Raw genomic sequence first — 20,964 nt, forward strand, 5'->3', positions numbered from 1 at the left:
AGGAACGCGCAAATGCGCATGCACGGATGTTACGAAGGCCGCCGCGGACGCGGTCCGGGCTGGCCGATGCTGGCGATGATGATGGGCGGACGTGGCCGGGGTCGCGGAGGGTCCTGGGAATGGAGCTTTGGCGATGGCGCCAATGACTTTGGGCCACGCCAGCGCAGCGGCGGCCGGGGCGGGCCGCGTGGGCGGATGTTCGCCGGGGGCGAACTCCGCCTGCTGTTGCTCAAGCTCATCGGTGACGAAACCCGCCACGGCTACGAACTGATCAAGGCGATCGAGGAGCTGACCGGGGGCAACTACGCGCCGAGCCCCGGGGTGGTCTATCCTACGCTCAGCCTGTTGCTCGACGAAGGGATGATCGCGGAGAAGGCCGACGATACCCCGCGCAAGGCCTTCACGATCACCCCGGAAGGTCAGACCGAACTTTCTGACCGAGTGGACGAGGCTGAAGCGCTGGTCGCTCGGCTCATCGCGCTCAACGAGGACGACGACGCGCACCGCGCCCCACCGATCGGACGCGCGGTCGGCAACCTGTTCGCCGCGTTGCGCGGGCGCGCCCAGAGCGGGTTCGATGCCGAGACGGTCCACCAGGTCGCTGAAATCCTCGACGAAGCCGCGCGCAAGATCGAGCGGCTGTAAGCACGGCTTTCCTCGCAAGCCGGTCGCGGCGCGGGCCGACGCGATTCGCGTTGCCCGCGCCGTAGTGGTATCATGGCGCACGTGGTCGCCTGGGGAGGGGAAGCATGGCCGATTTGCTCGAAGACGGAGCGCTGCTCGAAGAAGACGGCGATCGACCCGCGGCCCCTTGGCATTTCTGGGCGGTCGCCGCGGTCGGACTGTTGTGGAACAGCTTCGGCGCGATCGACTACACCATGACCCAGCTTCGCAATCCGGCGTGGATCGGTCAGATCGACGCCGAGATGCTGGCGAAGATCGACGCCGCGCCGGTGTGGGCGACGTCGTGCTGGGCGTTGGGTGTGTGGGGTTCGTTCGCGGGGGCGGTTTTGCTTCTGGTCCGCTCGCGCCACGCCGCCGCCGCCTTCGCCGTATCTTTCGTCGCGGCTCTCGTCAGCTTCGCCTGGCAATATTCTGCGGGACTGGTGGCTAGTCCGATCCTGCCGATGGTGATCCTGGCCGCGGTGGCGTTTTTCTGGTGGTACGCCGGCAAGATGCGCACCGATGGCGTGCTGACTTAATTCAAGGCGCCGAGGCGGCCGCGCTGGGGGTGGTCACCGGCGCGCCGCTGCCGTCGTTGAGGTCGCGCGGCTCGAGGATCGCGGCGGTTTCGATCAGATCCAGCGCGCGCTGGGCGCGGACGTAGCGCTCGGCAAGCGCCAGCCAGTTGCCCGCGGCGTCATGGCCCGGCATCCGCCGGACTTCGTCGATCGCGGCTTCGGCGCGCCCGGTTTCCAGAAAGGTCCGCGCGCGCCCATAGCGCTGCTCGGGCGCGGGCGAGGGCGCGCTGGCGCGGCGGATCACGAACAGGCTCGCCAGCTCCGTCCGGACCCGCGTAACCACGTTGACGTCGCGTGGCGGCGCGACCAGCGTCGGCTCCAACGCCGCCAGTCCCTGTTCGAGCGCGTCAAGCGTCACCGGGCTGCGCGATACCTCGACCAGGGTGGTGACCGCGTTGGGTTGGGCGTTGCCGAAGCGCAATTTGAGCTGGTCTTCGAGAAATCCTAACGGTGCTCCTCGCTCGACCGCGCGTCTGGCCGCGGCGGCAATCAGGAGCCCTTCGGCACGCGCGGCATTGCCCGATGCAGCTTCGGCTTCGAGGTTGAGGCGGGTCATGCGCTGTTCGAGCTCGGCCATCCGCACGCCCAGCGCAGTTTGCGCGGATTCAAGATCCGCCGCGCTCGGGGCGGGCGTTGGGGAGGCGAACGGCGCGGTAACCGTCGCGCCGGTAGCCGGTTTGGAGGTGAATTCGATCCAGCCCAGGCGGCTCGCCGCCCAAAGGCCGCCCGCACCGCCCAGCGCGACCGCGCAAATCAGCGCTAGCACGAGCAATCTCCCGCTCGTCCGGCCTCGCGCCGCAGCGCGCGACGGCTGGTTCAGATAATCATCCAGCATTCCGTTTTTTTGCGTCCGTTTCCCCGAAGCGCGCAGTCTGACACATCCGTGCGGCCAAGGCCAGCAGTGCGCCGTCGTCCGGCCGTGCCGCGCTCGCGACGGACGCCCACCCGGAACCTGCCGCCTCCGCGATTCGTGGGCCGAGGCAGGCGAGATCGATGTTGTCGCACGCGATCCGCAAACGCCCGCACTCGGAAGCGAAATGGCGGGCTGCGGCAGCGGAGTGGAGCAGAACCACAGCGCCTTCGCCCAGCAACCTGGCGCCAGCCTCGCTCAGCGCAAGCGGCTCGGCTTGGTACACGACCACCGTCTCGACGACCGTGCCTGGCTCTGGAGACAGGGGGACATGCTCGTCTCCGGCGAGGCGGAGAACGCGGCGGCGTCCATCGCGTGCGAGCTGGGCGGTCAGATTCTGCAACCCGCCGCTGCCGATTGCCTTGACCTGGAAACCGCCATGGCGTGCGGCATCGGCAGTCGCTTCGCCCACGACGTAGGCCGGCAGCGAGGCATATGCGCCAAGTTTGGCCCCGCCGTGCCGCAAAACATTGGCGCTGCCGATCAACAGCGCATCGAAGCCGGTTGCCGCCGGACCTTCCCATGCCCTGGGAACGATCCGGAACAGCGGTTCGCCATAAGCGGGAAGCGCCAAGGCCTTGGCCGCGGCCAACGTTGCGGCGTTGCCAGGCTCCGGGCGAAAGACCAGCAGCGGCCTGGGCTTCACCCTCCCGGTCCCGCGAACAGGCGGACGATCTCGGGATCGGCGGCGGACAGCATCTCGCGGGCTAGCCGCGCCGGACCGTCCGCATCATCCGGCGCAAACCGCACCGATCGTTCGATCCGCGCCGCGCCGTCTTCGCTGAACAGCGCGGCGCGCATGTCGATTCCGTCGTCGCCATGGCGGCACAGCACCGCCACCGGGCTGTGGCAATTGCCGCCCAAAGCGGCGAGCAGCGCGCGCTCGGCCATTACTTCGGCGCGGCTCGGGGGATGATCGATCGCGCTGAGCCAAGCGTGTACCTGTAAATCCCGGTCATCCTGTGCTTTTCCAAGGATGGCGCGGCATTCAATCCCAATCGCGCCTTGCGCGGGGGCGGGCATCCAGTCGTCGCACTCTAGCGGCGTGCCGACCCCGTTCTCGCCCAGCCGCGCCAGCCCCGCGGCGGCGAGCAGGGTGACGTCGGCCTCGCCCGCGGCCAGCTTGGCGATCCGCGTGGCGACGTTGCCGCGGAAGGTCAGGACCGTCACGTCGGGCCGGGCATGAAGCATCTGAGCGGCGCGGCGCGGGGCGCTGGTGCCGACCCGCGCACCGGCCGGAATCGCGGCGATCGAGGCAGCGCCGACCAGCACGTCGCGTACGTCCTCGCGCGGCAGGATCGCGGCGATCGTAAGGAAAGCGGGACGCACGGTCTCGACGTCCTTCATCGAATGCACCGCGGCATCGATCCGGCGCTCGTCGAGCCAGGCGTCGAGTTCCTTGGTCCACAGCGCCTTGCCGCCGATCTCCGACAGGGGGCGATCCTGCACCCGGTCGCCGCTGGCGATCACCGTTACCAGCTCGACCGCGCTCTCGGGCCAGCCGTGCGCGGCGCACAACCTTGCCCGGGTTTCCTCCGCCTGAGCGAGCGCGAGCGGGGAGCGGCGGGTGCCGAGGCGGAGCGGGCGGTCGGACGAAGGGGTCATGCGCGGGTTGTGCTAATGGCCATTTCCGTTCAGGGAAAGGGCGCAATGGCGCTGATCCTCGGGATAGAATCGAGCTGCGACGAGACTGCGGCGGCGATCGTCGATACGTCCGCGCCGACGCTTGAACACCGCATCCTTGCCCAGCACATTGCCTCGCAGGACGAGGCGCACCGCCCCTATGGCGGGGTGGTTCCCGAAATCGCAGCGCGGGCGCATGTCGAGAAGCTCGCTCCGTTGATCGCGGCGACGCTGGCCGATGCAGGGCTCGACCTGTCCGACATGGACGCCATCGCGGCGACCGCAGGGCCGGGGCTGATCGGCGGGGTGATGGTCGGGCTGGTCACGGCCAAGGCGCTGGCAATGGCTGGAGACAAGCCGCTGCTCGCGGTCAACCATCTCGAAGGCCACGCCCTGTCGCCGCGGCTGGCCGATCCGGCGCTCGCCTATCCCTATTGTCTGCTGCTGGTTTCGGGCGGGCATTGCCAAGTGCTCGAGGTCCGTGGGGTGGGAGACTATCGCAGGTTGGCGACCACGATCGACGATGCCCTGGGAGAAGCGTTCGACAAGACCGCCAAGCTGCTGGGCCTTGGCTATCCCGGCGGGCCGGCGGTGGAGAAGCTGGCGAGGCAAGGGAACCCTCGCGCGATCAGATTTCCCCGGCCACTGGTGGGCTCGGGCGACGCCAACTTCTCGTTCGCCGGGCTCAAGAGCGCTGTGGCGCGGATCGTGCAGGGCGGTGGAGAGGACCCTGCCGACGTCGCCGCCTCGTTCCAGCAGGCCGCAATCGATTGCGTGGTGGATCGCACGCGCATCGCGCTGGGCGGCCTTTCCGGGATGAGCGCGCTGGTCGTCGCCGGCGGGGTCGCCGCCAATGCTGCCATCCGCGTCGCGCTCGAAGGGCTCGCGGCGGAGCACGGCCTGCGATTCGTCGCACCGCCGCCCGCCCTGTGCACCGACAACGCGGCGATGATCGCCTGGGCTGGGGGCGAGCGGCTGGCAGCGGGATACGCCGATCCGCTCGACGCCATGGCTCGCCCGCGCTGGCCGCTCGACCCGACCGCCGAGGCGGTGCGCGGCGCAGGGGTCAAGGCATGAGTGCGGCCCTGGGGGTCGTCGGAGCGGGAGCGTGGGGCACGGCGCTGGCACAGATGCTCGCGCAAGACGGCACCGATGTGCTGCTCTGGGCGCGCGAGCCCGAGGTGGTCGCGGCGATCAATGCCGAGCACCGCAATCCCGTGTTCCTGCCAAGCGCGAGCCTGTCGCGAAGCATCGTCGCGACGGGCAATCTGGGCGACCTCGCCGATACCCCGACCGTTCTGTTGGTGACCCCCGCGCAACATCTCGGCCGCATCCTCGCCGAGCTGCCGCGCACGGAGGAATGCGACCTGGTGCTGTGCTCGAAGGGGATCGAAGCGGGCAGCGGACGCCTGATGGCCCAGGTTGCGCACGATGCCGCGCCCGATTGCCGCCTGGCAGTGCTCTCCGGCCCGACTTTCGCGCACGAAGTCGCCGCCGGGCTACCGACTGCGGTGACGCTGGCCTGTGCGGGAGGCGAGGAGCAGTGGGGGCGGCTGTCGGTCGCCATGGCCCGGCCCTCGTTCCGGCTCTATTATTCCGATGACGTCACCGGCGCGGAGATCGGCGGCGCGGTCAAGAACGTGCTGGCGATCGCCTGCGGGGTGGTGGACGGGCTCCAGCTCGGCCAGAACGCGCGCGCGGCGCTGATCAGCCGCGGCTTTGCCGAAATGCTGCGTTTCGGGCTGGTTTTGGGGGCGCGGGCGGAGACGCTTTCGGGGTTGAGCGGGCTGGGCGATCTGGTTCTGACCTGCTCGTCGACCGCGAGCCGCAACTATTCGCTGGGCAAGGCGCTGGGCGAGGGCGCGGCGACGGCCGACGTCCTGGCCAACCGCAGCACGGTGGCCGAGGGCGCGCACACCGCGCCGGTGCTCGCCGGAATCGCCGTCGATCGGGGGATCGACATGCCGATCGTCGCCGGGGTCTGCGCGCTGCTCAAGGGTGAAGCACCCGCGCGCGAGGTCGTGGCCCGCCTGCTCGCCCGTCCGTTGCGCGCCGAACGGGGCGATTGAGCTTGGTCGAGACGCCCCAGGCTTCCGGTCCGCCTGTCCCCGGTTCCACCGACATCGCCGCGCTGGCCAAGGGTGGGCGCACGAACTTCCTCGGCTTCCTGTTGCGCCTGGCGGCGCGCCTGCCGTTCCTGTTCATCGCCGGGCGGCTCTACGGCAAGGAAAACCTCGGCCGTTTTGCATCAGCGGTCGTCGCAGTGGAAATCGCCGCGCAGATCGCCACCCTTGGCCAGAAACGTGGGTTGGCCCAGCTGCTTCAGAAGGACGATCGCGCGGCCGCCTGCATCGTCGCTGACGGACTGTTCGTGAGCCTGGGCGTCTCACTTGCACTGGCCGCGCTGCTTTACGCCTTTCCGGTGGTGCTGTTTCCCAGCGGTACGGTCGATCCGATCGAGCGGCTGCTGCCGCTGGTGATCTTCCCGATCGCGGCCGGCGACATTGCGCTGGCCGCGCTGGCGTTCCGCTATGACATCGCCACTACCGTCCGCGCGCGTTCGTTGGTCGAGCCGTGGGTGCTGTCGATCGCGGCGGGGACCTTGTGGTTTGTGATCCCGCAAACCGGGATGGTCGCGGCCTATTTCCTGTCGATCACCGCGGCGATGCTGGTGGCGATGGTCGCGCTGGTCAAAAGCTATGGCATGCCCCGCGACTGGCAGCCGCATCCGCTTATCCTCGGCCGCCAGGCGCTGCTCAACTTGCCGATCGCCGGGGCCGATCTGGTCGAATCCGGAACCCGCAAGATCGACATCCTGTTGCTCGGCATGCTGACCAACCCGTCGATCGTCGGGGTCTATTGGGCCGCGCAGCAGGTCGCCAGCCTGCCGCAGAAGCTCAAGACGAGTTTCGAGCCGATCCTGGGGCCGGTGATCACCAGCAGCCTGAAGACCAAGGATTACGGGGCCATCGCAAAGCAGGTTTGCCAGGTAGGTTTCTGGATCACCGCCGCGCAGGCGGGAATCGCCCTGGCCTTGGGAATCCCCGGCGTGGGCGTGATGGGCCTCGTCGGTCGGGATTTCGTCGGCGGGACCGGCGCGCTCAACCTGCTGCTCGCGGCCGAAGTGGCCGCAGCCACCGCGGTGGTTGCCGAAGCCGCGCTGATCTATGTCGCGCCCGTCCGCAATCTGGCAATCTCGATCATAGCCATCGTGATCCAGGCGGGCCTGACCGTGCTGCTGATCGACGCCGCCGAACTTTGGTCGCTGCCCCCCGTTGTACAAGGCCGCCGCGGCCGCAGGTGCGTTGTTCGTCGCGCTGGCGTTCTCGTCGGTCGCCAAGGCCTTGTTGTTGCGCGGCATTCTCCAACACTCGATCACCAACTGGCGCTGGGCGCTGATCTGGGCGACGGTCCCGGCGGTGCTGGTCGGTTGGGTCGTTACGCGCCTGCCCGAGTGGGCCGAGCTCATTTTCGGCATCCCCGCGATCCTGTTGGCCTATGGCGTGGTGATCTGGCGGCGCGGCTTCGGTCCCGAGGACCGGGTGCTGTTCAAGCGCGCCAAGGGCTGAACCGCGCAACGGTTCGTCGCGGCTGAGCACCATTCAGTCGGCATTCACGGGCAAAACCGTGTCTTCCCGTTCGTCACGTTCGGGAAGGGACAGACCGATGCGAATCGCGCCAATCGTATCCACCACCCTGCTTGCCGTTATCCTGGCGAGCTGCGCCACGCGATCGTCGAACAACGACAGGATCGTCATGACCGGAGACAAGGCGGGCGAGGGCGAGGTGGCCGGCAACGAGCCACTGCCGCCGCTCCCATCGCCGGCACCTCCCCCTCCGCCAGTCTACGCCGCCGATGCGAGTGCGAACATGGTCGTCTCCGGGCAGGCGCAGGTCCAGCCGAACCTGCAATCCGCCCCGGTTACAGTCACCGCGCAGAAAGTCGCGCGCGATTTCCGCGCCGAGCGCGGCAGCAAGCTGGCCCTGCCCACTCCCGCCTATGTTCCCTCGGTCGTCGTTCCGGCCAACCCTGGCCGAGAGCGCTATGACGGCAGGACGGTGTCGCCGGTCCATCTCGCCGCTTCCGATCCGGTTTCGACTTTCTCCGTCGATGTCGATACCGGCGCCTACGCCAACAGCCGCCGCTTCCTCAGCCAGGGTCAGCTGCCCCCGGCGGACGCGGTGCGCACTGAGGAACTGGTCAACTACTTCCGCTACGATTATCCGCTGCCCGCCACGCGCGAGACGCCGTTCAGCGTGACCACCGATGTCGCTGCAACGCCGTGGAACCCGGCCACCCGGCTGCTGCGCATCGGCCTTCGCGGGTATGACCTGCCGCGCAGTGCGCGTCCGCCCGCCAACCTCGTGTTCCTGGTCGATGTCTCGGGATCGATGGGCGAGCCCGAGAAGTTGCCGCTGGTCAAGACCGCGCTGGCTGGGCTTGCCGACCAGATCGGTCCGCAAGACAAGGTCTCGATCGTCGTTTACGCGGGGGCGGCCGGACTGGTGCTCCCGGCGACCGGTGACAAGCGCGAGATCGTTTCCGCGCTCGACCGGCTCTCGGCGGGCGGATCGACCGCTGGCGGGGCCGGGCTTCAGCTCGCCTACCAGGTGGCGCGCGACAACTTCATCAAAGGCGGAGTCAACCGCATCCTCCTTGCCACTGACGGCGACTTCAACGTCGGGGTCAGCGACAGCAAGGCGCTGATCGCGATGGTGGAGAAGGAGCGCGATGCGGGCGTCACCCTGACCACGCTCGGCTTCGGGCAGGGCAACTACAACGAGGCGATGATGGAGCAGGTCGCCGACCACGGCAACGGCAACTACGCCTATATCGATAGTGCGCTCGAGGCGCGCAAAGTGCTGGCCGAGCAGATGAGCTCGACGCTTGTTCACGATCGCCAAGGACGTGAAAATCCAGGTCGAGTTCAATCCGGCCGCCGTCGCGCAATACCGCCTGCTCGGGTACGAAAACCGCGCGCTCCGCGAGGAGGATTTCAACAACGACAAGGTCGATGCGGGCGACATTGGTGCCGGGCACCAGGTGACCGCGATCTACGAGATCGTGCCACGCGGCGCCCAAGGCTGGCTCGACCCGCATCGCTATTCTGATCCGGGAAATAGATTTGAAGCGAAACCGCGCGAACTGGCCTTCGTCAAGCTGCGCTACAAGTTGCCTGACGACACCACCTCGAAGCTGATCGAACGCGCGGTTCCGGCGGCTCTGTTGGCCAGCGCCGGAGCTCCGCGGGGCGACATGGCCTTCGCCACCGCAGTCGCCGCGTTCGGGCAGAAGCTGCGCGGCGATCCGCTGCTGGGCAACCTGACCTATGCCGGAATCGCCGCGCTCGCCGATGGTCAGCGCGACTATTACCGGCAGGAGTTCGCCAAGCTGGTCGGCATCGCCGGATCGCTGGATACCCGCGGCAACGATGTCGCGGTGCGCTGACCGGCGAACGGCGTTTTGAACCAGAACCCGCTCATGTCGAGCGAAGTCGATCCATGGCGCGCAGACGTCTCGACTTCGCTCGACATGAGCGGAGGTTGTTGCTTGAAGGCCGGTGACAATTACAGGTGGCGGACAGAACGATGCCTCAGTTGAGTTCGAGCGAAGCGCTGATCCTCGGCGCGATACTCGCGTTGGTGCTGCTGGTCGCGTGGCGGCTGCTGCGGCGCAAGCCAGAGCGGGTGCGCGCCGATACGGCCGACGTTCTCACCCCCGGATCCGCCCCCGCCGCGCGCAACACGTTGCTGGTCGATGCGCCGCCCGTGGTCGTATCGCCACCTGCAGCCGAGCTCTTGGGCGGGGTGGCCGAAGTGGTCGCCGCGGCGGTGACTTCCGCTGAAGCGGCCGGCGATGGCGACGACCTGACCCGGATCAAGGGACTCGGACCCAAGATCGCCACGCTGCTGCGCAGCCTGGGCGTCACCCGGTTCGACCAGATCGCGGCATGGGGCGAGGCGGACATCGCCCGGATCGATCCCCAATTGGGCGCCTTCCAGGGCCGCATCGCGCGCGACAACTGGGTCGAGCAGGCGGGCTATCTGGCCGCGGGCGATGTGGCGGGGTTCGAAGCACGGTTCGGCAAGGTCTGAGCCGCGGCGGAAACGCATTCGCTCACCACCGCCCCCGCCACGCCCATCGGCGGGAGAATCAGTTCGCCGCCCCCCGGCACGGTGGCCTTGAGCCCTGCGCCGAGCAGCACCTCGGCCCGCGGATCGGCGGCGTCGAGAATGCCGCGCCAGACATACCCCTGCTTGCCGATCTTCACCGCGCTCACCGGTAAGCGCAAAATGCCTTTCGATCCCTGGATCGCGAACAGCGCCTGTGCTCCCTTGTCGGCGGCCGCGAACCGCACGATCAACAGCCGGGCGGCGTGCTTCTCCCACCCCTCGCACGAGATCGCGAGCAGGGCCGGGGCGTCGGCCGGACCGAACCACGCCGCCCTGGCCGACTGCGCATGGGTCCAGCCGGCAGGACCCGTCGCCACTGGCGCTTTGGCGGCAGCCGACACCGTCGCCAACGGAACGCGGATCGGCTCATCCTTGCCCGCATTGCCCTTGCCGCAGTCGGCAAGAGCGAGCGACGTCAGAACGGCGGCACAGGCCAACGCTCGCGCGATCACCTCCCCCATTTCATCTTGCTCGCCTTCCCGAACCGCCCCTTTCGCGTCCCCGGCTTGCCTTCGTTGCTTCGCCCCACCTTGGGCGCTTTCGCTTGCTCGTGCGCCTTCGGCAAACCGAGTTCGTCCGCTTCCAGGCGCCGGATTTCATCCCTCAATCGCCCTGCCTCCTCGAACTCCAGGTCGGCGGCCGCCGCGCGCATTCGCTTTTCCAGATCCTCGATGTATCCGCGCAGGTTGTGGCCGACGAGGTTGTTGCGTTCGGGGTCGTCGATTTCGACCAGCACCCCGTCGCGGCTCGCGGTATGCGCGACGATGTCCTGGATACCGCGCTTGATCGTCGCCGGGGTGATGCCATTGGCGAGGTTGAACTCGTGCTGCTTCTGGCGGCGGCGATCTGTCTCCGCGATGGCGCGTTCCATGCTGCCGGTCATCCGGTCGGCGTAGAGGATCACGCGGCCCTCGACATTGCGCGCGGCGCGGCCGATCGTCTGGATCAGGCTGGTTTCGCTGCGCAGGAACCCTTCCTTGTCGGCGTCGAGGATGCAGACCAGCCCGCATTCGGGGATGTCGAGCCCTTCGCGCAGCAGGTTGATGCCGACCAGCACATCATAGACCCCCAGCCGCAGATCGCGGATCAGCTCGATGCGTTCCAGCGTTTCGACGTCCGAGTGCATGTAGCGCACCCGCAGCCCGGCCTCGTGCATGAACTCGGTAAGATCTTCGGCCATCCGCTTGGTCAGCGTGGTGACGAGCGTGCGAAAGCCCATCGCGGCGGTCTTGCGGCATTCCTCGATGCAGTCCTGGACCTGGTCCTCGACCGGCTTGATCTCCACCGGCGGGTCGATCAGCCCGGTCGGGCGGATAACCTGCTCGGCGAAGATACCGCCCGATTGCTCCATCTCCCAACCGCCCGGCGTGGCCGAGACCGCGACGGTCTGCGGTCGCATCGCGTCCCATTCGTTGAAGCGCAGCGGACGGTTGTCGATGCAGCTGGGCAGGCGAAAGCCGTATTCGGCCAGGGTGATCTTGCGGCGGTGGTCACCCTTGGCCATCGCCCCGATCTGCGGCACCGTCTGGTGGCTTTCGTCGACGAACAGCAGCGCGTTTTCCGGGAGGTATTCGAACAGCGTCGGCGGTGGTTCGCCGGGCAGGCGGCCGGTGAGGAACCGGCTGTAGTTCTCGATCCCCGCGCAGCTTCCGGTGGCAGCGATCATCTCGAGGTCGAAGTTGGTGCGCTGCTCGAGCCGCTGGTGCTCGAGCAATTTGCCCTCGGCCTCCAGTTCCTTGAGCCGCTCGGTCAACTCGAAGCGGATCGCCTGCGCCGCCTGCTGGAGCGTTGGGCCGGGGGTTACGTAGTGCGAGTTGGCGTAGACCCGAACCGAATTGAGGCTGGCGCCCTTCTTGCCGGTCAGCGGGTCGAACTCGGCGATGTCCTCGATCTCGTCGCCAAAGAAGCTGATCCGCCAGGCCATGTCCTCATAATGCGAGGGGAAAATCTCCAGGCTGTCGCCGCGCACACGGAAATTGCCGCGCTGGAACGCGGCGTCGTTGCGTTTGTATTGCAGCGCGACGAGCTTCCTCACGATCTCGCGCTGATCGACCGTCGCGCCTTTCTTCAGGTCGAAGATCATCGCGGAATAGGTCTCGACCGAGCCGATGCCATAGAGGCACGAGACCGAAGCGACGATGATGACGTCGTCGCGTTCGAGCAGCGCGCGAGTGGCCGAATGGCGCATCCGATCGATCGCCTCGTTCACCGAGCTTTCCTTCTCGATGTAAGTGTCGCTGCGGGGCACGTAGGCTTCGGGCTGGTAATAGTCGTAGTAGCTGACGAAATACTCGACCGCGTTGTCGGGAAAGAAGCTCTTGAACTCGCCATAGAGCTGCGCGGCGAGAATCTTGTTGGGCGCTAGGATCAGCGCCGGGCGCTGGGTCGCCTCGATCACCTGGGCCATGGTGAAAGTCTTGCCGCTGCCGGTCACGCCGAGCAGCACCTGGGTCTGATCGTCAGCCTTGATCCCTTCGATCAGGTCCGCGATCGCGGTCGGCTGGTCGCCCGCGGGCTGGTATTCGGAGACGATCTTGAACCGCTTCCCTCCGTCGGCCTTGTCCGGCCGGGCGGGCTTGTGCGGAACGAAAGCGGCGCTGGTGTCGGGCTCTTCCAGCCCGCGACGAATGACGAGTTCGGCCATGCCGGCGATATGGGCGTTCCGCGTTGGTTCCGCAATCTTCCACGGCGCTGGACGCCAAACGGCGTGCGAAACTCTGTGACCTTTGCAGGATTTGTTCCGCAATAAACCCCTGTTTCAGAGGCTTTTTTGCCGGGAACCGCGTTGTCCGGCGAGACCGGAGTTGTGACCATTCGCGGTGCGCTGGCTGGAGAGGCGGCGCGCTCGTCCGGCCAGCCCAAGCGGGCCTCGATGCACCAATGCCGACGATGGGAAAGAGCGGCGGCGACCCTGCGCGCAATCGGCGGCCGTAGGAAAGTAGAATCCTTGCGCTAGGCCCCCTCGATCACGAAAATCTCGCCGTCGTAATCGACGATGTAGAGGTTTCGCCGTTGGTCCTGGCCAAAGCTCGCGATGTTGCCGATTGCCCCGGCGTCGGGGGTGAAATCGGCGTTGCGCAGGGTGAAGCTGGAGGCCGCGAACGTCTGCCCGAACACCAGGCTGGTCGCGGGGATGCTCCACAAACGGCCGCGGACGAAGTCGCCGAAAATGTATTGGCCCTGCAAGCTCTCGACCGGGCCGCGATAGACATACCCCCCGGTGACCGAATCGCCCTGCACGGGCCCCGTGCCATGGGCGTATTCGGCGACCGGAGGAACGGCATTTGGCGGCGGCGTGCCGTTGAACGTGCGCGTGCCCTCGAGCCGCGCCCAGCCGAAGTCGAGGCCCGGGCGGTTGGGCGGAATCAGGTCGATCTCCTCGATCGCGGCCTGGCCGACATCGCCGAGATAGAGGTTGCCGGTGGCGGGATCGAAGCTGTTGCGGAACGGATTGCGCAAGCCAAACGCGTAGACCTCGGGCGCGCCGCCGCTGGTGGCGAATGGGTTGCTAGCGGGGATGGCATAGTCGCGCGCCGGATCGGCCGGGAAAGCGTCCGAAGCGACGTCGATCCTCAGCATCTTGCCGAGCAGCGAGGCGGTGTTCTGCGCGTTGTTTTGCGGATCGCCGCCGCTGCCGCCGTCTCCGCTGGCGATGTAGAGGAAACCGTCGGGGCCGAACTCGATCCATCCGCCATTGTGGTTGGCGAAGGGCTGGGCGAAGGTCAGGATCAAATCTGCGGTCGCCGGGTCGGCCTGATCGCGGTTGGCGGCAAACGTACGGTAGCGGCGGACCTCGGTGTCGCCCGCCAGGTTGGTCAGATAGACGAAGAATGTCCCGCTGCTCGCGAAGTCTGGCGCGAGTGCCAGCCCGATCAGACCGCGCTCGCCGTCGCTGCTGATCGTCCCGCGGATATCGAGGAACGGGGTTGCCGCGATCGCACCGGTTGCGGGATCGAGGATGCGGATGCGACCGGCCTGCTCCACCACCAGCACTCGTCCCGAATTGTCGGGAATGCCGGCCAGATAGAGCGGCTGGACGAAGCCCGTTCCCGCACGCCGCACCCGGAAGGTGCCGCCCCCGGCGTCGGTCACGGTCACCGCGACGTCGAGCGTCGTCTGGGCGCGGCCATCCGAGACGCTGAGCTGGAGGCGGTAGACGTTGTCGCGGTCGGAATCCGCCGGCGCCTCGAAATCGGGCGGGGTACGGAACGCGAGTTGTCCGCCCGACGACAGGGTGAACTGGGCGGCGTCGGCCCCGCCGGCGATGGCGAACGTCAGGGGGACCGTTTTGCGCATCGCTGGCGGCGGCGGTGTAGACCGCGCCGGCGGTATTTTCGAGCACGGTGACGCTCGCCGCCGAGGTAAAGGTGGGCGCGGTGTTGGCGGGCAGCGCAGGTGGCGCGCTTCCGCCTCCGCCGCATCCGGCCAGGGCGGTCGTCGCGATCAGGGCTACGTGGCGGACGAGAGTGGTGGCGGTCGTCATCGTGCGCTCCATCGCCCCGCTCGGACGTCAGCGTAGCCGCTTCCAACCGAACCGAAAAGACTCTAGCCTGCTTCGCGACGGACGCTGCGCGCTATGCCCGGCGAAGGGAGAAATGTTGATGATACGTTCGTTCACGCTGCCCAGCCTGGCGCTTGCCGTTCTTGCGCTCGGCGCCTGCGACAAGGCCGACAAGGGCCCCAAGTCGATGGAGCAGGCCAAGGCCGAGGCGGCGCAACTCGAGCGGCCCGATCCGGGCCAGTACAAGCAGACCACCAAGATCACCAAGTTCGAGGTGCCCGGCGCGCCGCCCGAAATGGTCGCGCAGATCCGCAAGATGATGCAGGGCCAAGGCGCCAACCTCGAATACTGCCTGAGCAAGGCTGACACCGAGAAGGGCTTTGCCGAGATGTTCAAGAAGGGCGCGCAGGGCGATTGCAAGTACGATCGCTTCGACGCCTCGGCCAACACCATCGACGCGATCATGACTTGCAAGGCGGGCGAGGGTGGATCGGCTAAGATGACGATGAACGGCACGGTCAGCCGCACCGGCAGCAAGGTCAACGTGAACGTCGAGCAGAGGAACGACAAGTCGCCAATGGGCAACGCAAACATCGCGATGGAGCTGGAAACGACCCGGATCGGCGATTGTCCGGCGGGTCCGGCGAAGAAATGACCGGCCGAAAAATGACGGTTATGTGAAAGCGAGACAGATTTGTGAAACTTTAGGCGGAGTTGTGCTTATTGGTCGGTGATGGCCACTTTCGCACTTCCCCGTCGGCGCTCGTTCTCGCTATCGGCATGGCCGGCATTGGCCGCCTTTCGCGCCGAGGTGGTTCGCCGTTCGGCGCTCGCACGGCGTCCGCAGCCGGCCGGTGTCGTGCCGCCGCCGCGACGCCTGATGTTCGGAGAGCTGCGTTCCGGGTTGGAATCGTGGTTGGCGTGGCGTCGCTCGCCGGTGCCGATGACACCGGCCTCCGCCGCCGGGCTCCCGGTCATGCTGTTGCCCGGGTTCGCCACCCACCCGGCGCGGATGTATCGGATGCGCCGGGGTTTGCGCGCGGCGGGCCACTGGGTCGAGGACTGGGGTCTGGGCTGGAACCTGGGCGGCACTCCCGAACAGCTCGATCGCCTTTGCGCGCGGATCGAGGAGGCGGCGGCGCGGCAAGGTCGGCCGGTCGCGCTCGTCGGGTGGAGCCTGGGCGGGCTCTATGCGCGCGAAGCGGCCAAGCGGGTGCCGCACGCGGTCGCCATGGTGGTGACCATGGGTACCCCGTTCTCGGGCGATCTTCACGCAAACAACGCCTGGCGTGCCTATCACTGGATCACCGGGCACGACGTGGCCGAACCTCCGGTCCCGGGCGACTACGCGGTCAAGCCGCCCGTCCCGACGATCGCCCTGTGGAGCGCGCGCGACGGGATCGTGGCGCCGCGCGCGGCGCGCGGGCGGGCAGGCGAACGCGATGCCGCGGTCGCGGTGCGCTGCACCCACCTCGGGTTCGCCAGCCACCCCCGTGCGGTGGAGACGGTCGCCGATCAGCTAAGCCGCTTCGCCGGCGGCTGAGCTGGAGCCCGCGACAGGGAAGGCCGCTGTTTTCGCATTTGCAGCACGCAATGACTTGACAGGCGGCTGTCGCTTGGCCGTGATGGCGCGATGGGGCTCAGCCATTGACCAGACCGTCGGTTTACGACGAGATGCACGATGCCGATGGCGGCATCCACCCCGCCTATGCCGAATACTGCAACTGGTTCGAACAGCAGGATCGCGCGGTCCTGCGGCGCAAGGCGGGTGAGGCCGAACGGACCTTTCGCCGTACCGGCATCACCTTCAACGTCTATGGCGAGGACGACGCCGAGGAGCGGCTGATCCCGTTCGACATGATCCCGAGGATCATTTCGGCGCGCCAGTGGCGCAAGCTGGAACGCGGGATCGAGCAGCGGGTGCGCGCGCTCAACGCGTTCCTCCACGACCTGTACCACCGCCAGGAGATCGTCCGCGCCGGGCGCCTGCCCGAGCCGCTGCTGCGCGGGAACGAGGCGTTCCTGCCGCAGATGGTGGGGTTCACCCCGCCGGGCGGGGTCTATACCCACATCGTCGGGATCGACCTGGTGCGCACCGGCGAAGACGATTTCATGGTGCTCGAGGACAACGCCCGCACTCCCAGCGGGGTGTCGTACATGCTCGAGAACCGCGAGACGATGATGGCGATGTTCCCCGAACTCTTCACCCACGTGCGGGTGCGCGACGTTTCGGACTACCCGCGCCGCCTTGCCCGCAGCCTGGCCGCCTGCGCGCCCGCGGCCGCCGCGGGGCACAACCCGGTGGTCGCGGTCCTGACCCCCGGCATCTACAATTCGGCCTACTTCGAGCACGCCTTCCTCGCCGATCAGATGGGCGCCGAACTGGTCGAGGGCAGCGATCTGCGGGTCGAGGGCGGACGCATCGCGATGCGCACCACGCAAGGCTACCAGCCGGTCGACGTGCTCTATCGCCGGGTCGATGACGAGTGGCTCGATCCGCTGACCTTCAACCACAGGTCGGTGCTCGGCCCGTCGGGGATCATGGACATCTACCGCGCCGGGGGAATCACCCTGGCCAACGCGCCGGGGACGGGCATCGCCGACGACAAGGCGATCTACAGTTTCATGCCCGAGATCGTCGAGTTCTACACCGGCGAGAAGCCGATCCTTCACAACGTTCAGACCTGGCGCTGCGCAGAGAAGGATTCGCTCGCCTACGTGCTCGATCACCTGGCCGAACTGGTGGTCAAGGAAGTCCACGGTTCGGGTGGCTACGGGATGCTGATCGGGCCGACGTCGTCGGCCAAGGAGATCGAGGCGTTCCGCGCCAAGCTCAAGGCCAAGCCCGACAACTACATCGCCCAGCCGACGCTGGCGCTATCGACGGTGCCGACCTTCGCCCGCTCAGGCCTCGCTCCGCGCCACGTCGATCTGCGCCCGTTCGTGCTGGTCTCGCCGCGGGGGATCGAGATCACCCCGGGCGGGCTGACCCGGGTGGCGCTGAAGAAGGGCAGCCTTGTGGTCAATTCGTCGCAAGGCGGGGGCACCAAGGACAGCTGGGTGCTGGAAGACTGATGTTTCTTGCTCGCCATCGGAAGTCGGGGCGCCGGGAGATGCCTCGATGCTAGGTCGCACGGCCAACGGCATCTTCTGGCTGTTCCGCTATCTCGAGCGGGCTGAGAACACCGTGCGGCTGCTCGATGCGGGGTTCCGCATGGCGCTGACCCGCAATGTCGCCACCAGCGAGGAAGAATGGCGCTCGGTCATCGTCACGATCGGCCAGCGAGCGGCTTACGAGGCGAGGAATGGCACTTACGCCGGGGTCCAGGTGTTCAACTGGATCCTGCGCGACAAGAACAATTCCGAAAGCGTGCTGCGAATGATCGAGGCCGCGCGGACCAATGCCCGGATGGTCCGCGCCGGTCTCACCCGCGAGGTGTGGGAGGCGATCAACGAGACCTGGATGCGCTTGTCCGACGCGCTCACCCGCCCAGTCCGCGAGAACAGCCTGGGCGGTGTGCTCGACCTCGTCCGCCGCCAGTCGACCCAGGTGCGCGGGGCCATGGACGGTACCATGCTGCGCAACGAGATCTACAACTTCGCCCGGCTCGGCAAGTTCATCGAGCGTGCCGACAACACCGCGCGGATCCTGGACGTGAAGTACTACGTGCTGCTGCCCGCGGTCTCGTACGTCGGATCGAGCCTCGACAATGTTCAGTGGGACAACGTCCTGCGCTCGGTTTCGGCCGAGCGCGCGTATCGCTGGCTTAATGCCGGGCGGATGGACCCGCGCTCGATCGCCGAGTTCCTGATCCTCGATGGCCGGTTTCCGCGCAGTTTGGCGTTCTGCTACTCGAAGATAAGCTCGAACCTCGCCAGCCTCGAACGCGATTACGGCAATGCGATGCCGTGCCACGCAATGCTGGCCGAATCCGCCGGGTTGGTCGGCCAGGGGCGGATCGAGGAAATCTTCGAGACCGGCCTCCACGAATTCATCGGCGGGTTCATCGCCCGCAACCAGGCGCTGGCCGCGCAAGTCCAGCGCGATTACCGTTTCACCGAATAAAGACAAAAGGCCGCACCTTGCTTCTCACGATCGATCACCAGACCAGGTACCGTTTCGACGAACCTGTTGCGCACGGGCTTCAGCGGTTGAGGTTGACCCCGAAGGCGACCTCTGGCCAGTCGATCCTCGATTGGGAGATGACGCTGCAAGGCGCCACGGTGGAGGCCGAGTACGAGGATCAGAACCACAACCGGACGACGCTGATCGCGCTCGACCAGGGAACGCGAGAGTTGACCGTCACCTGCCGCGGCGCAGTGCGGACGGCAGACCAGGCCGGGGTCATTGGCCGCCATGCCGGGCACCTGCCGCTGTGGCACTTCCTCGACAACACCGCCGCGACGCGGCCCGGCCCGCGGATGCGCGCGCTGGTTTCCTCGCTGCCGGTCGAGGACGACCACGTCACCACTCTGCACAGGATGTCGGCTGCGGTGATTGCTACGGTGGAATATGCGGCAGGCCACACCGACGCCGAGACGTCCGCAGAGGAGGCCTTGGTCGGGGGGCGGGGAGTCTGCCAGGACCACGCCCAGATCTTCGTCGGCTGCGCACGGATGCTGGGGATTCCGGCGCGTTACGTCTCAGGGTACCTGATGATGGACGACCGGATCGAACAGGAAGCGAGTCACGCCTGGGCGGAAGCGCACATCGACGGGCTCGGCTGGGTCGGATTCGACGTTTCGAACGGGATCAGTCCCGATCCGCGCTATGTCCGCGTCGCCACCGGTCGCGACTACCGCGAGGCGGCGCCTGTCACCGGAATCAGCTATGGCGGGGGCGATGCGTCGATGCACGTTCGGCTTGCAGTCGAACGGCAGCACGTGGAACAGTAGCCGCCGAGGGCATTCGGACGGGTGGAGAGTTGCGATGACCTATTGCGTGGGGATGACGCTCGACAAGGGCCTGGTGATGATGAGCGACACCCGCACCAACTCGGGCGTCGACAATATCTCCGTGTTTCGCAAGATGTTCCACTGGTGCGTGCCGGGCGAGCGGATCGTGGCGATCATGACCGCGGGCAACCTCGCGACCACTCAGGCGGTGATCAGCCAACTCGAGGAGCGGACCAAGGCCCCCAACGAACGCCGCCCTTCGGTGCTCGAAGCGGCGACGATGTTCCAGGTTGCGACCCAGGTCGGCAACCTCCTCAACGAGACGATCCGCTCGCGCCAGATGTCCGACGGACAGGGCGGGGGGCCGCGCTTCACCGCCTCGATCATCGTCGCCGGGCAGATCAAGGGCATGGAGCCGCGGCTTTTCATGATCTATCCCGAAGGCAACTTCATCGAGGCCAGCTTCGACACCCCGTTCTTCCAGATCGGCGAGACCAAGTATGGCCGTCCGATCATTCTGCGCGGCTACGACCGGGCAATGAGCTTCGAGGATGCGGTCAAGCTGATGATGGTCAGCTTCGATTCCCACGCTGGCCGCAAACCTGTCCGTCGGCCTGCCGCTAGACCTGCTGGTGATCGAGCGCGATCGTTTCGAACCGCTCCAACAGCGCCGCATCTTGGCGAACGATCCCTATTTCAAGTCGATTTCATCCAGCTGGGGCAAGGCGTTGCGCGACGCATTTCATTCGCTGCCAGACTATAGTTTCGAGGACACGAAGGACGTGGTCGCCGTGGAATAGGGGAAATCGTCTAGGGGATCGCTCCGTAATGGAGGTAATATGATCCCGCTGGTTCCGTTCGTTGGTGCCCGATGATACGTATAATTACCTAGTTTATGTGTCCATTTTCACGCTGATCGCGCTGGCACGACCCCACGATCTGGGGTCGAATCCGCTCATGACCACGCGACTACCCATCCATGTGCTGGACAGCGACCATGGCCGCCGGGCCCAGATAGCGCGTTGCGCTTACGCGCTGGGACATCACGCCGAGGTCTATTCCGACCCCGCCGAACTCGCGTCCTTCGCTCCTGAAGGCGGGGTGGTGGTGGCGCTGGAAGAGGCCATGCGCGGAGGAGTGTCGGGCCTGATGGGCCTGCTGAACCGCGAAGGCCGCTGGCTTGCGGTCATCGCGACCAGTTCCAATCCGACGATCGCCAAGGCGGTCGACGCGATCAAGCAGGGCGCCATGGACTATCTACCCCTGCCGCTCGACGAAGGCGACTTGTCGCTGGCGATTGAAAAGGTTGCCGCCGAAGCGGAGCTTCGTCGTTCGCGGCACTTGCGTCAGACCGCGGCGCGATCGCGCCTCGCCAGGCTTTCGGGCCGCGAGCGCGAGGTCGTGGAGCGCATGACGCTCGGTTTGACCAACAAGGAAATCGGGCGGGAGCTGGATATCAGCCCACGAACTGTTGAAATCCACCGCACCAATGCCCTGACGAAGCTCAACGCAAGGCACAGCGCCGAGGCGATAAGGCTCTGCTTTGAGGGCAGCGACGATTCCCCCAGATATCAGTCAGCCCTGTCCGCGTAATACGATATTCATGAGTTGTGCCGAGA

20 protein-coding genes and 2 pseudogenes are annotated in these 20,964 nt (G+C 66.9%); 15 read left to right on the forward strand and 7 right to left on the reverse strand.

Translation table 11 applies throughout. The features are described 5' to 3' along the window. Positions 1-12: 12 nt before the first annotated feature. The gene (locus GKE62_RS18155) at positions 13-645 is read left to right on the forward strand and encodes a PadR family transcriptional regulator (RefSeq protein ID WP_230206813.1); all 633 of its coding nucleotides are present in this window, start codon (positions 13-15) and stop codon (positions 643-645) included. 104 nt (positions 646-749) lie between these two features. After that, the gene (locus GKE62_RS18160) at positions 750-1,202 is read left to right on the forward strand and encodes a hypothetical protein (RefSeq protein ID WP_154693455.1); all 453 of its coding nucleotides are present in this window, start codon (positions 750-752) and stop codon (positions 1,200-1,202) included. A 1-nt stretch (position 1,203) separates the two neighbouring features. On the opposite strand, the gene GKE62_RS18165 is transcribed toward GKE62_RS18160, so the two are convergent. The 3 genes from GKE62_RS18165 to hemC are packed head-to-tail and all read right to left on the reverse strand — an operon-like array spanning position 1,204 to position 3,756. Continuing rightward, a complete protein-coding gene (locus tag GKE62_RS18165; RefSeq protein ID WP_230206814.1) occupies positions 1,204-2,007 on the reverse strand; it encodes a hypothetical protein in 804 nt (267 codons plus the stop codon). Between the two features lie 58 nt (positions 2,008-2,065). Continuing rightward, positions 2,066-2,797 carry a uroporphyrinogen-III synthase gene (locus tag GKE62_RS18170; protein WP_154693457.1) on the reverse strand — a complete coding sequence of 244 codons (732 nt, stop codon included), beginning with the start codon at positions 2,795-2,797 and terminating at the stop codon, positions 2,066-2,068. Continuing rightward, on the reverse strand, positions 2,794-3,756 hold the full coding sequence (gene hemC, locus GKE62_RS18175; protein WP_154693458.1) for a hydroxymethylbilane synthase: 963 nt from the start codon (positions 3,754-3,756) through the stop codon (positions 2,794-2,796). The genes GKE62_RS18170 and hemC overlap by 4 nt, the downstream gene beginning before the upstream one ends. Positions 3,757-3,801: 45 nt before the next feature. Between hemC and tsaD the strand changes: the two genes are divergently transcribed. Genes tsaD through GKE62_RS18190 form a run of 3 tightly spaced genes read left to right on the forward strand, consistent with a single transcriptional unit; the run spans position 3,802 to position 7,369 of the window. Next, the gene (gene tsaD / locus GKE62_RS18180) at positions 3,802-4,851 is read left to right on the forward strand and encodes a tRNA (adenosine(37)-N6)-threonylcarbamoyltransferase complex transferase subunit TsaD (protein ID WP_154693459.1); all 1,050 of its coding nucleotides are present in this window, start codon (positions 3,802-3,804) and stop codon (positions 4,849-4,851) included. Next, positions 4,848-5,843, forward strand: coding sequence for an NAD(P)H-dependent glycerol-3-phosphate dehydrogenase (locus tag GKE62_RS18185; protein WP_154693460.1), 996 nt, complete (start codon positions 4,848-4,850; stop codon positions 5,841-5,843). Before tsaD ends, GKE62_RS18185 begins: the two co-directional genes overlap by 4 nt. Positions 5,844-5,845: 2 nt before the next feature. Continuing rightward, the gene (locus tag GKE62_RS18190; protein WP_370516028.1) at positions 5,846-7,369 is read left to right on the forward strand and encodes a lipopolysaccharide biosynthesis protein; all 1,524 of its coding nucleotides are present in this window, start codon (positions 5,846-5,848) and stop codon (positions 7,367-7,369) included. A gap of 7 nt (positions 7,370-7,376) precedes the next feature. Here GKE62_RS18190 and GKE62_RS19295 read toward each other — a convergent pair whose 3' ends face one another. Beyond that, on the reverse strand, positions 7,377-7,532 hold the full coding sequence (locus GKE62_RS19295; RefSeq protein WP_230206815.1) for a hypothetical protein: 156 nt from the start codon (positions 7,530-7,532) through the stop codon (positions 7,377-7,379). A 112-nt stretch (positions 7,533-7,644) separates the two neighbouring features. Between GKE62_RS19295 and GKE62_RS19300 the strand changes: the two are divergent. The 3 genes and pseudogenes from GKE62_RS19300 to GKE62_RS18200 form a co-directional block, all read left to right on the forward strand. After that, a pseudogene (locus GKE62_RS19300) lies at positions 7,645-8,565 on the forward strand (VWA domain-containing protein); the annotation flags it as partial. A gap of 118 nt (positions 8,566-8,683) precedes the next feature. Then, the gene (locus GKE62_RS19305) at positions 8,684-9,223 is read left to right on the forward strand and encodes a YfbK domain-containing protein (protein ID WP_230206816.1); all 540 of its coding nucleotides are present in this window, start codon (positions 8,684-8,686) and stop codon (positions 9,221-9,223) included. A 140-nt stretch (positions 9,224-9,363) separates the two neighbouring features. Further along, positions 9,364-9,870 (forward strand): hypothetical protein, encoded by a 507-nt coding sequence (locus GKE62_RS18200; RefSeq protein WP_154693461.1) that lies wholly within the window; start codon positions 9,364-9,366, stop codon positions 9,868-9,870. Here GKE62_RS18200 and GKE62_RS18205 read toward each other — a convergent pair. From GKE62_RS18205 to GKE62_RS18215, 3 genes are all read right to left on the reverse strand, one after another. Further along, a complete protein-coding gene (locus tag GKE62_RS18205) occupies positions 9,816-10,409 on the reverse strand; it encodes a hypothetical protein (RefSeq protein WP_154693462.1) in 594 nt (197 codons plus the stop codon). The two genes, GKE62_RS18200 and GKE62_RS18205, sit on opposite strands and share 55 nt — an antisense overlap. Then, positions 10,397-12,592 (reverse strand): excinuclease ABC subunit UvrB, encoded by a 2,196-nt coding sequence (uvrB, locus tag GKE62_RS18210; protein ID WP_154690472.1) that lies wholly within the window; start codon positions 12,590-12,592, stop codon positions 10,397-10,399. Before uvrB ends, GKE62_RS18205 begins: the two co-directional genes overlap by 13 nt. Positions 12,593-12,900: 308 nt before the next feature. Further along, positions 12,901-14,244 carry a sorbosone dehydrogenase family protein gene (locus tag GKE62_RS18215; protein ID WP_154693463.1) on the reverse strand — a complete coding sequence of 448 codons (1,344 nt, stop codon included), beginning with the start codon at positions 14,242-14,244 and terminating at the stop codon, positions 12,901-12,903. A 305-nt stretch (positions 14,245-14,549) separates the two neighbouring features. Between GKE62_RS18215 and GKE62_RS18220 the strand changes: the two genes are divergently transcribed. The 7 genes and pseudogenes from GKE62_RS18220 to GKE62_RS18250 all read left to right on the forward strand — a co-directional run bounded on the left by GKE62_RS18220 (position 14,550) and on the right by GKE62_RS18250 (position 20,938). Then, entirely contained in the window at positions 14,550-15,104 is a 555-nt protein-coding gene (locus GKE62_RS18220; RefSeq protein WP_195908525.1) for a DUF3617 domain-containing protein, read from the forward strand. Between the two features lie 288 nt (positions 15,105-15,392). Next, positions 15,393-15,992, forward strand: a complete 600-nt coding sequence (locus GKE62_RS18225) for a triacylglycerol lipase (protein ID WP_230206817.1) — start codon at positions 15,393-15,395, stop codon at positions 15,990-15,992. Positions 15,993-16,123: 131 nt separating this feature from the next. Further along, a complete protein-coding gene (locus GKE62_RS18230) occupies positions 16,124-17,524 on the forward strand; it encodes a circularly permuted type 2 ATP-grasp protein (RefSeq protein ID WP_154693814.1) in 1,401 nt (466 codons plus the stop codon). Between the two features lie 46 nt (positions 17,525-17,570). Then, on the forward strand, positions 17,571-18,515 hold the full coding sequence (locus GKE62_RS18235; protein WP_154690475.1) for an alpha-E domain-containing protein: 945 nt from the start codon (positions 17,571-17,573) through the stop codon (positions 18,513-18,515). A gap of 17 nt (positions 18,516-18,532) precedes the next feature. Then, entirely contained in the window at positions 18,533-19,345 is an 813-nt protein-coding gene (locus GKE62_RS18240; protein WP_154690476.1) for a transglutaminase family protein, read from the forward strand. A 34-nt stretch (positions 19,346-19,379) separates the two neighbouring features. Further along, a pseudogene (locus GKE62_RS18245) lies at positions 19,380-20,145 on the forward strand (proteasome-type protease). Between the two features lie 64 nt (positions 20,146-20,209). Next, positions 20,210-20,938, forward strand: a complete 729-nt coding sequence (locus GKE62_RS18250; protein WP_230207103.1) for a response regulator transcription factor — start codon at positions 20,210-20,212, stop codon at positions 20,936-20,938. The last annotated feature ends 26 nt before the right edge of the window (positions 20,939-20,964 follow it).

The organism is Novosphingobium sp. Gsoil 351, from assembly GCF_009707465.1.
Taxonomy (GTDB): Bacteria; Pseudomonadota; Alphaproteobacteria; order Sphingomonadales; family Sphingomonadaceae; genus Novosphingobium.

Excerpts from the sequence above, each read along its gene's own strand:
- GKE62_RS18230 (WP_154693814.1), top strand. The coding sequence starts at position 16,124 with ATGCACGATGCCGATGGCGGCATCCACCCCGCCTATGCCGAATACTGC.
- hemC (WP_154693458.1), bottom strand. The coding sequence starts at position 3,756 with ATGACCCCTTCGTCCGACCGCCCGCTCCGCCTCGGCACCCGCCGCTCC.
- GKE62_RS18205 (WP_154693462.1), bottom strand. The coding sequence starts at position 10,409 with ATGGGGGAGGTGATCGCGCGAGCGTTGGCCTGTGCCGCCGTTCTGACG.
- GKE62_RS18160 (WP_154693455.1), top strand. The coding sequence starts at position 750 with ATGGCCGATTTGCTCGAAGACGGAGCGCTGCTCGAAGAAGACGGCGAT.
- uvrB (WP_154690472.1), bottom strand. The coding sequence starts at position 12,592 with ATGGCCGAACTCGTCATTCGTCGCGGGCTGGAAGAGCCCGACACCAGC.
- GKE62_RS18215 (WP_154693463.1), bottom strand. The coding sequence starts at position 14,244 with ATGCGCAAAACGGTCCCCCTGACGTTCGCCATCGCCGGCGGGGCCGAC.
- GKE62_RS18225 (WP_230206817.1), top strand. The coding sequence starts at position 15,393 with ATGACACCGGCCTCCGCCGCCGGGCTCCCGGTCATGCTGTTGCCCGGG.
- GKE62_RS18235 (WP_154690475.1), top strand. The coding sequence starts at position 17,571 with ATGCTAGGTCGCACGGCCAACGGCATCTTCTGGCTGTTCCGCTATCTC.
- GKE62_RS18220 (WP_195908525.1), top strand. The coding sequence starts at position 14,550 with ATGATACGTTCGTTCACGCTGCCCAGCCTGGCGCTTGCCGTTCTTGCG.
- GKE62_RS18155 (WP_230206813.1), top strand. The coding sequence starts at position 13 with ATGCGCATGCACGGATGTTACGAAGGCCGCCGCGGACGCGGTCCGGGC.
- GKE62_RS18185 (WP_154693460.1), top strand. The coding sequence starts at position 4,848 with ATGAGTGCGGCCCTGGGGGTCGTCGGAGCGGGAGCGTGGGGCACGGCG.
- tsaD (WP_154693459.1), top strand. The coding sequence starts at position 3,802 with ATGGCGCTGATCCTCGGGATAGAATCGAGCTGCGACGAGACTGCGGCG.
- GKE62_RS18200 (WP_154693461.1), top strand. The coding sequence starts at position 9,364 with ATGCCTCAGTTGAGTTCGAGCGAAGCGCTGATCCTCGGCGCGATACTC.
- GKE62_RS19295 (WP_230206815.1), bottom strand. The coding sequence starts at position 7,532 with ATGACGATCCTGTCGTTGTTCGACGATCGCGTGGCGCAGCTCGCCAGG.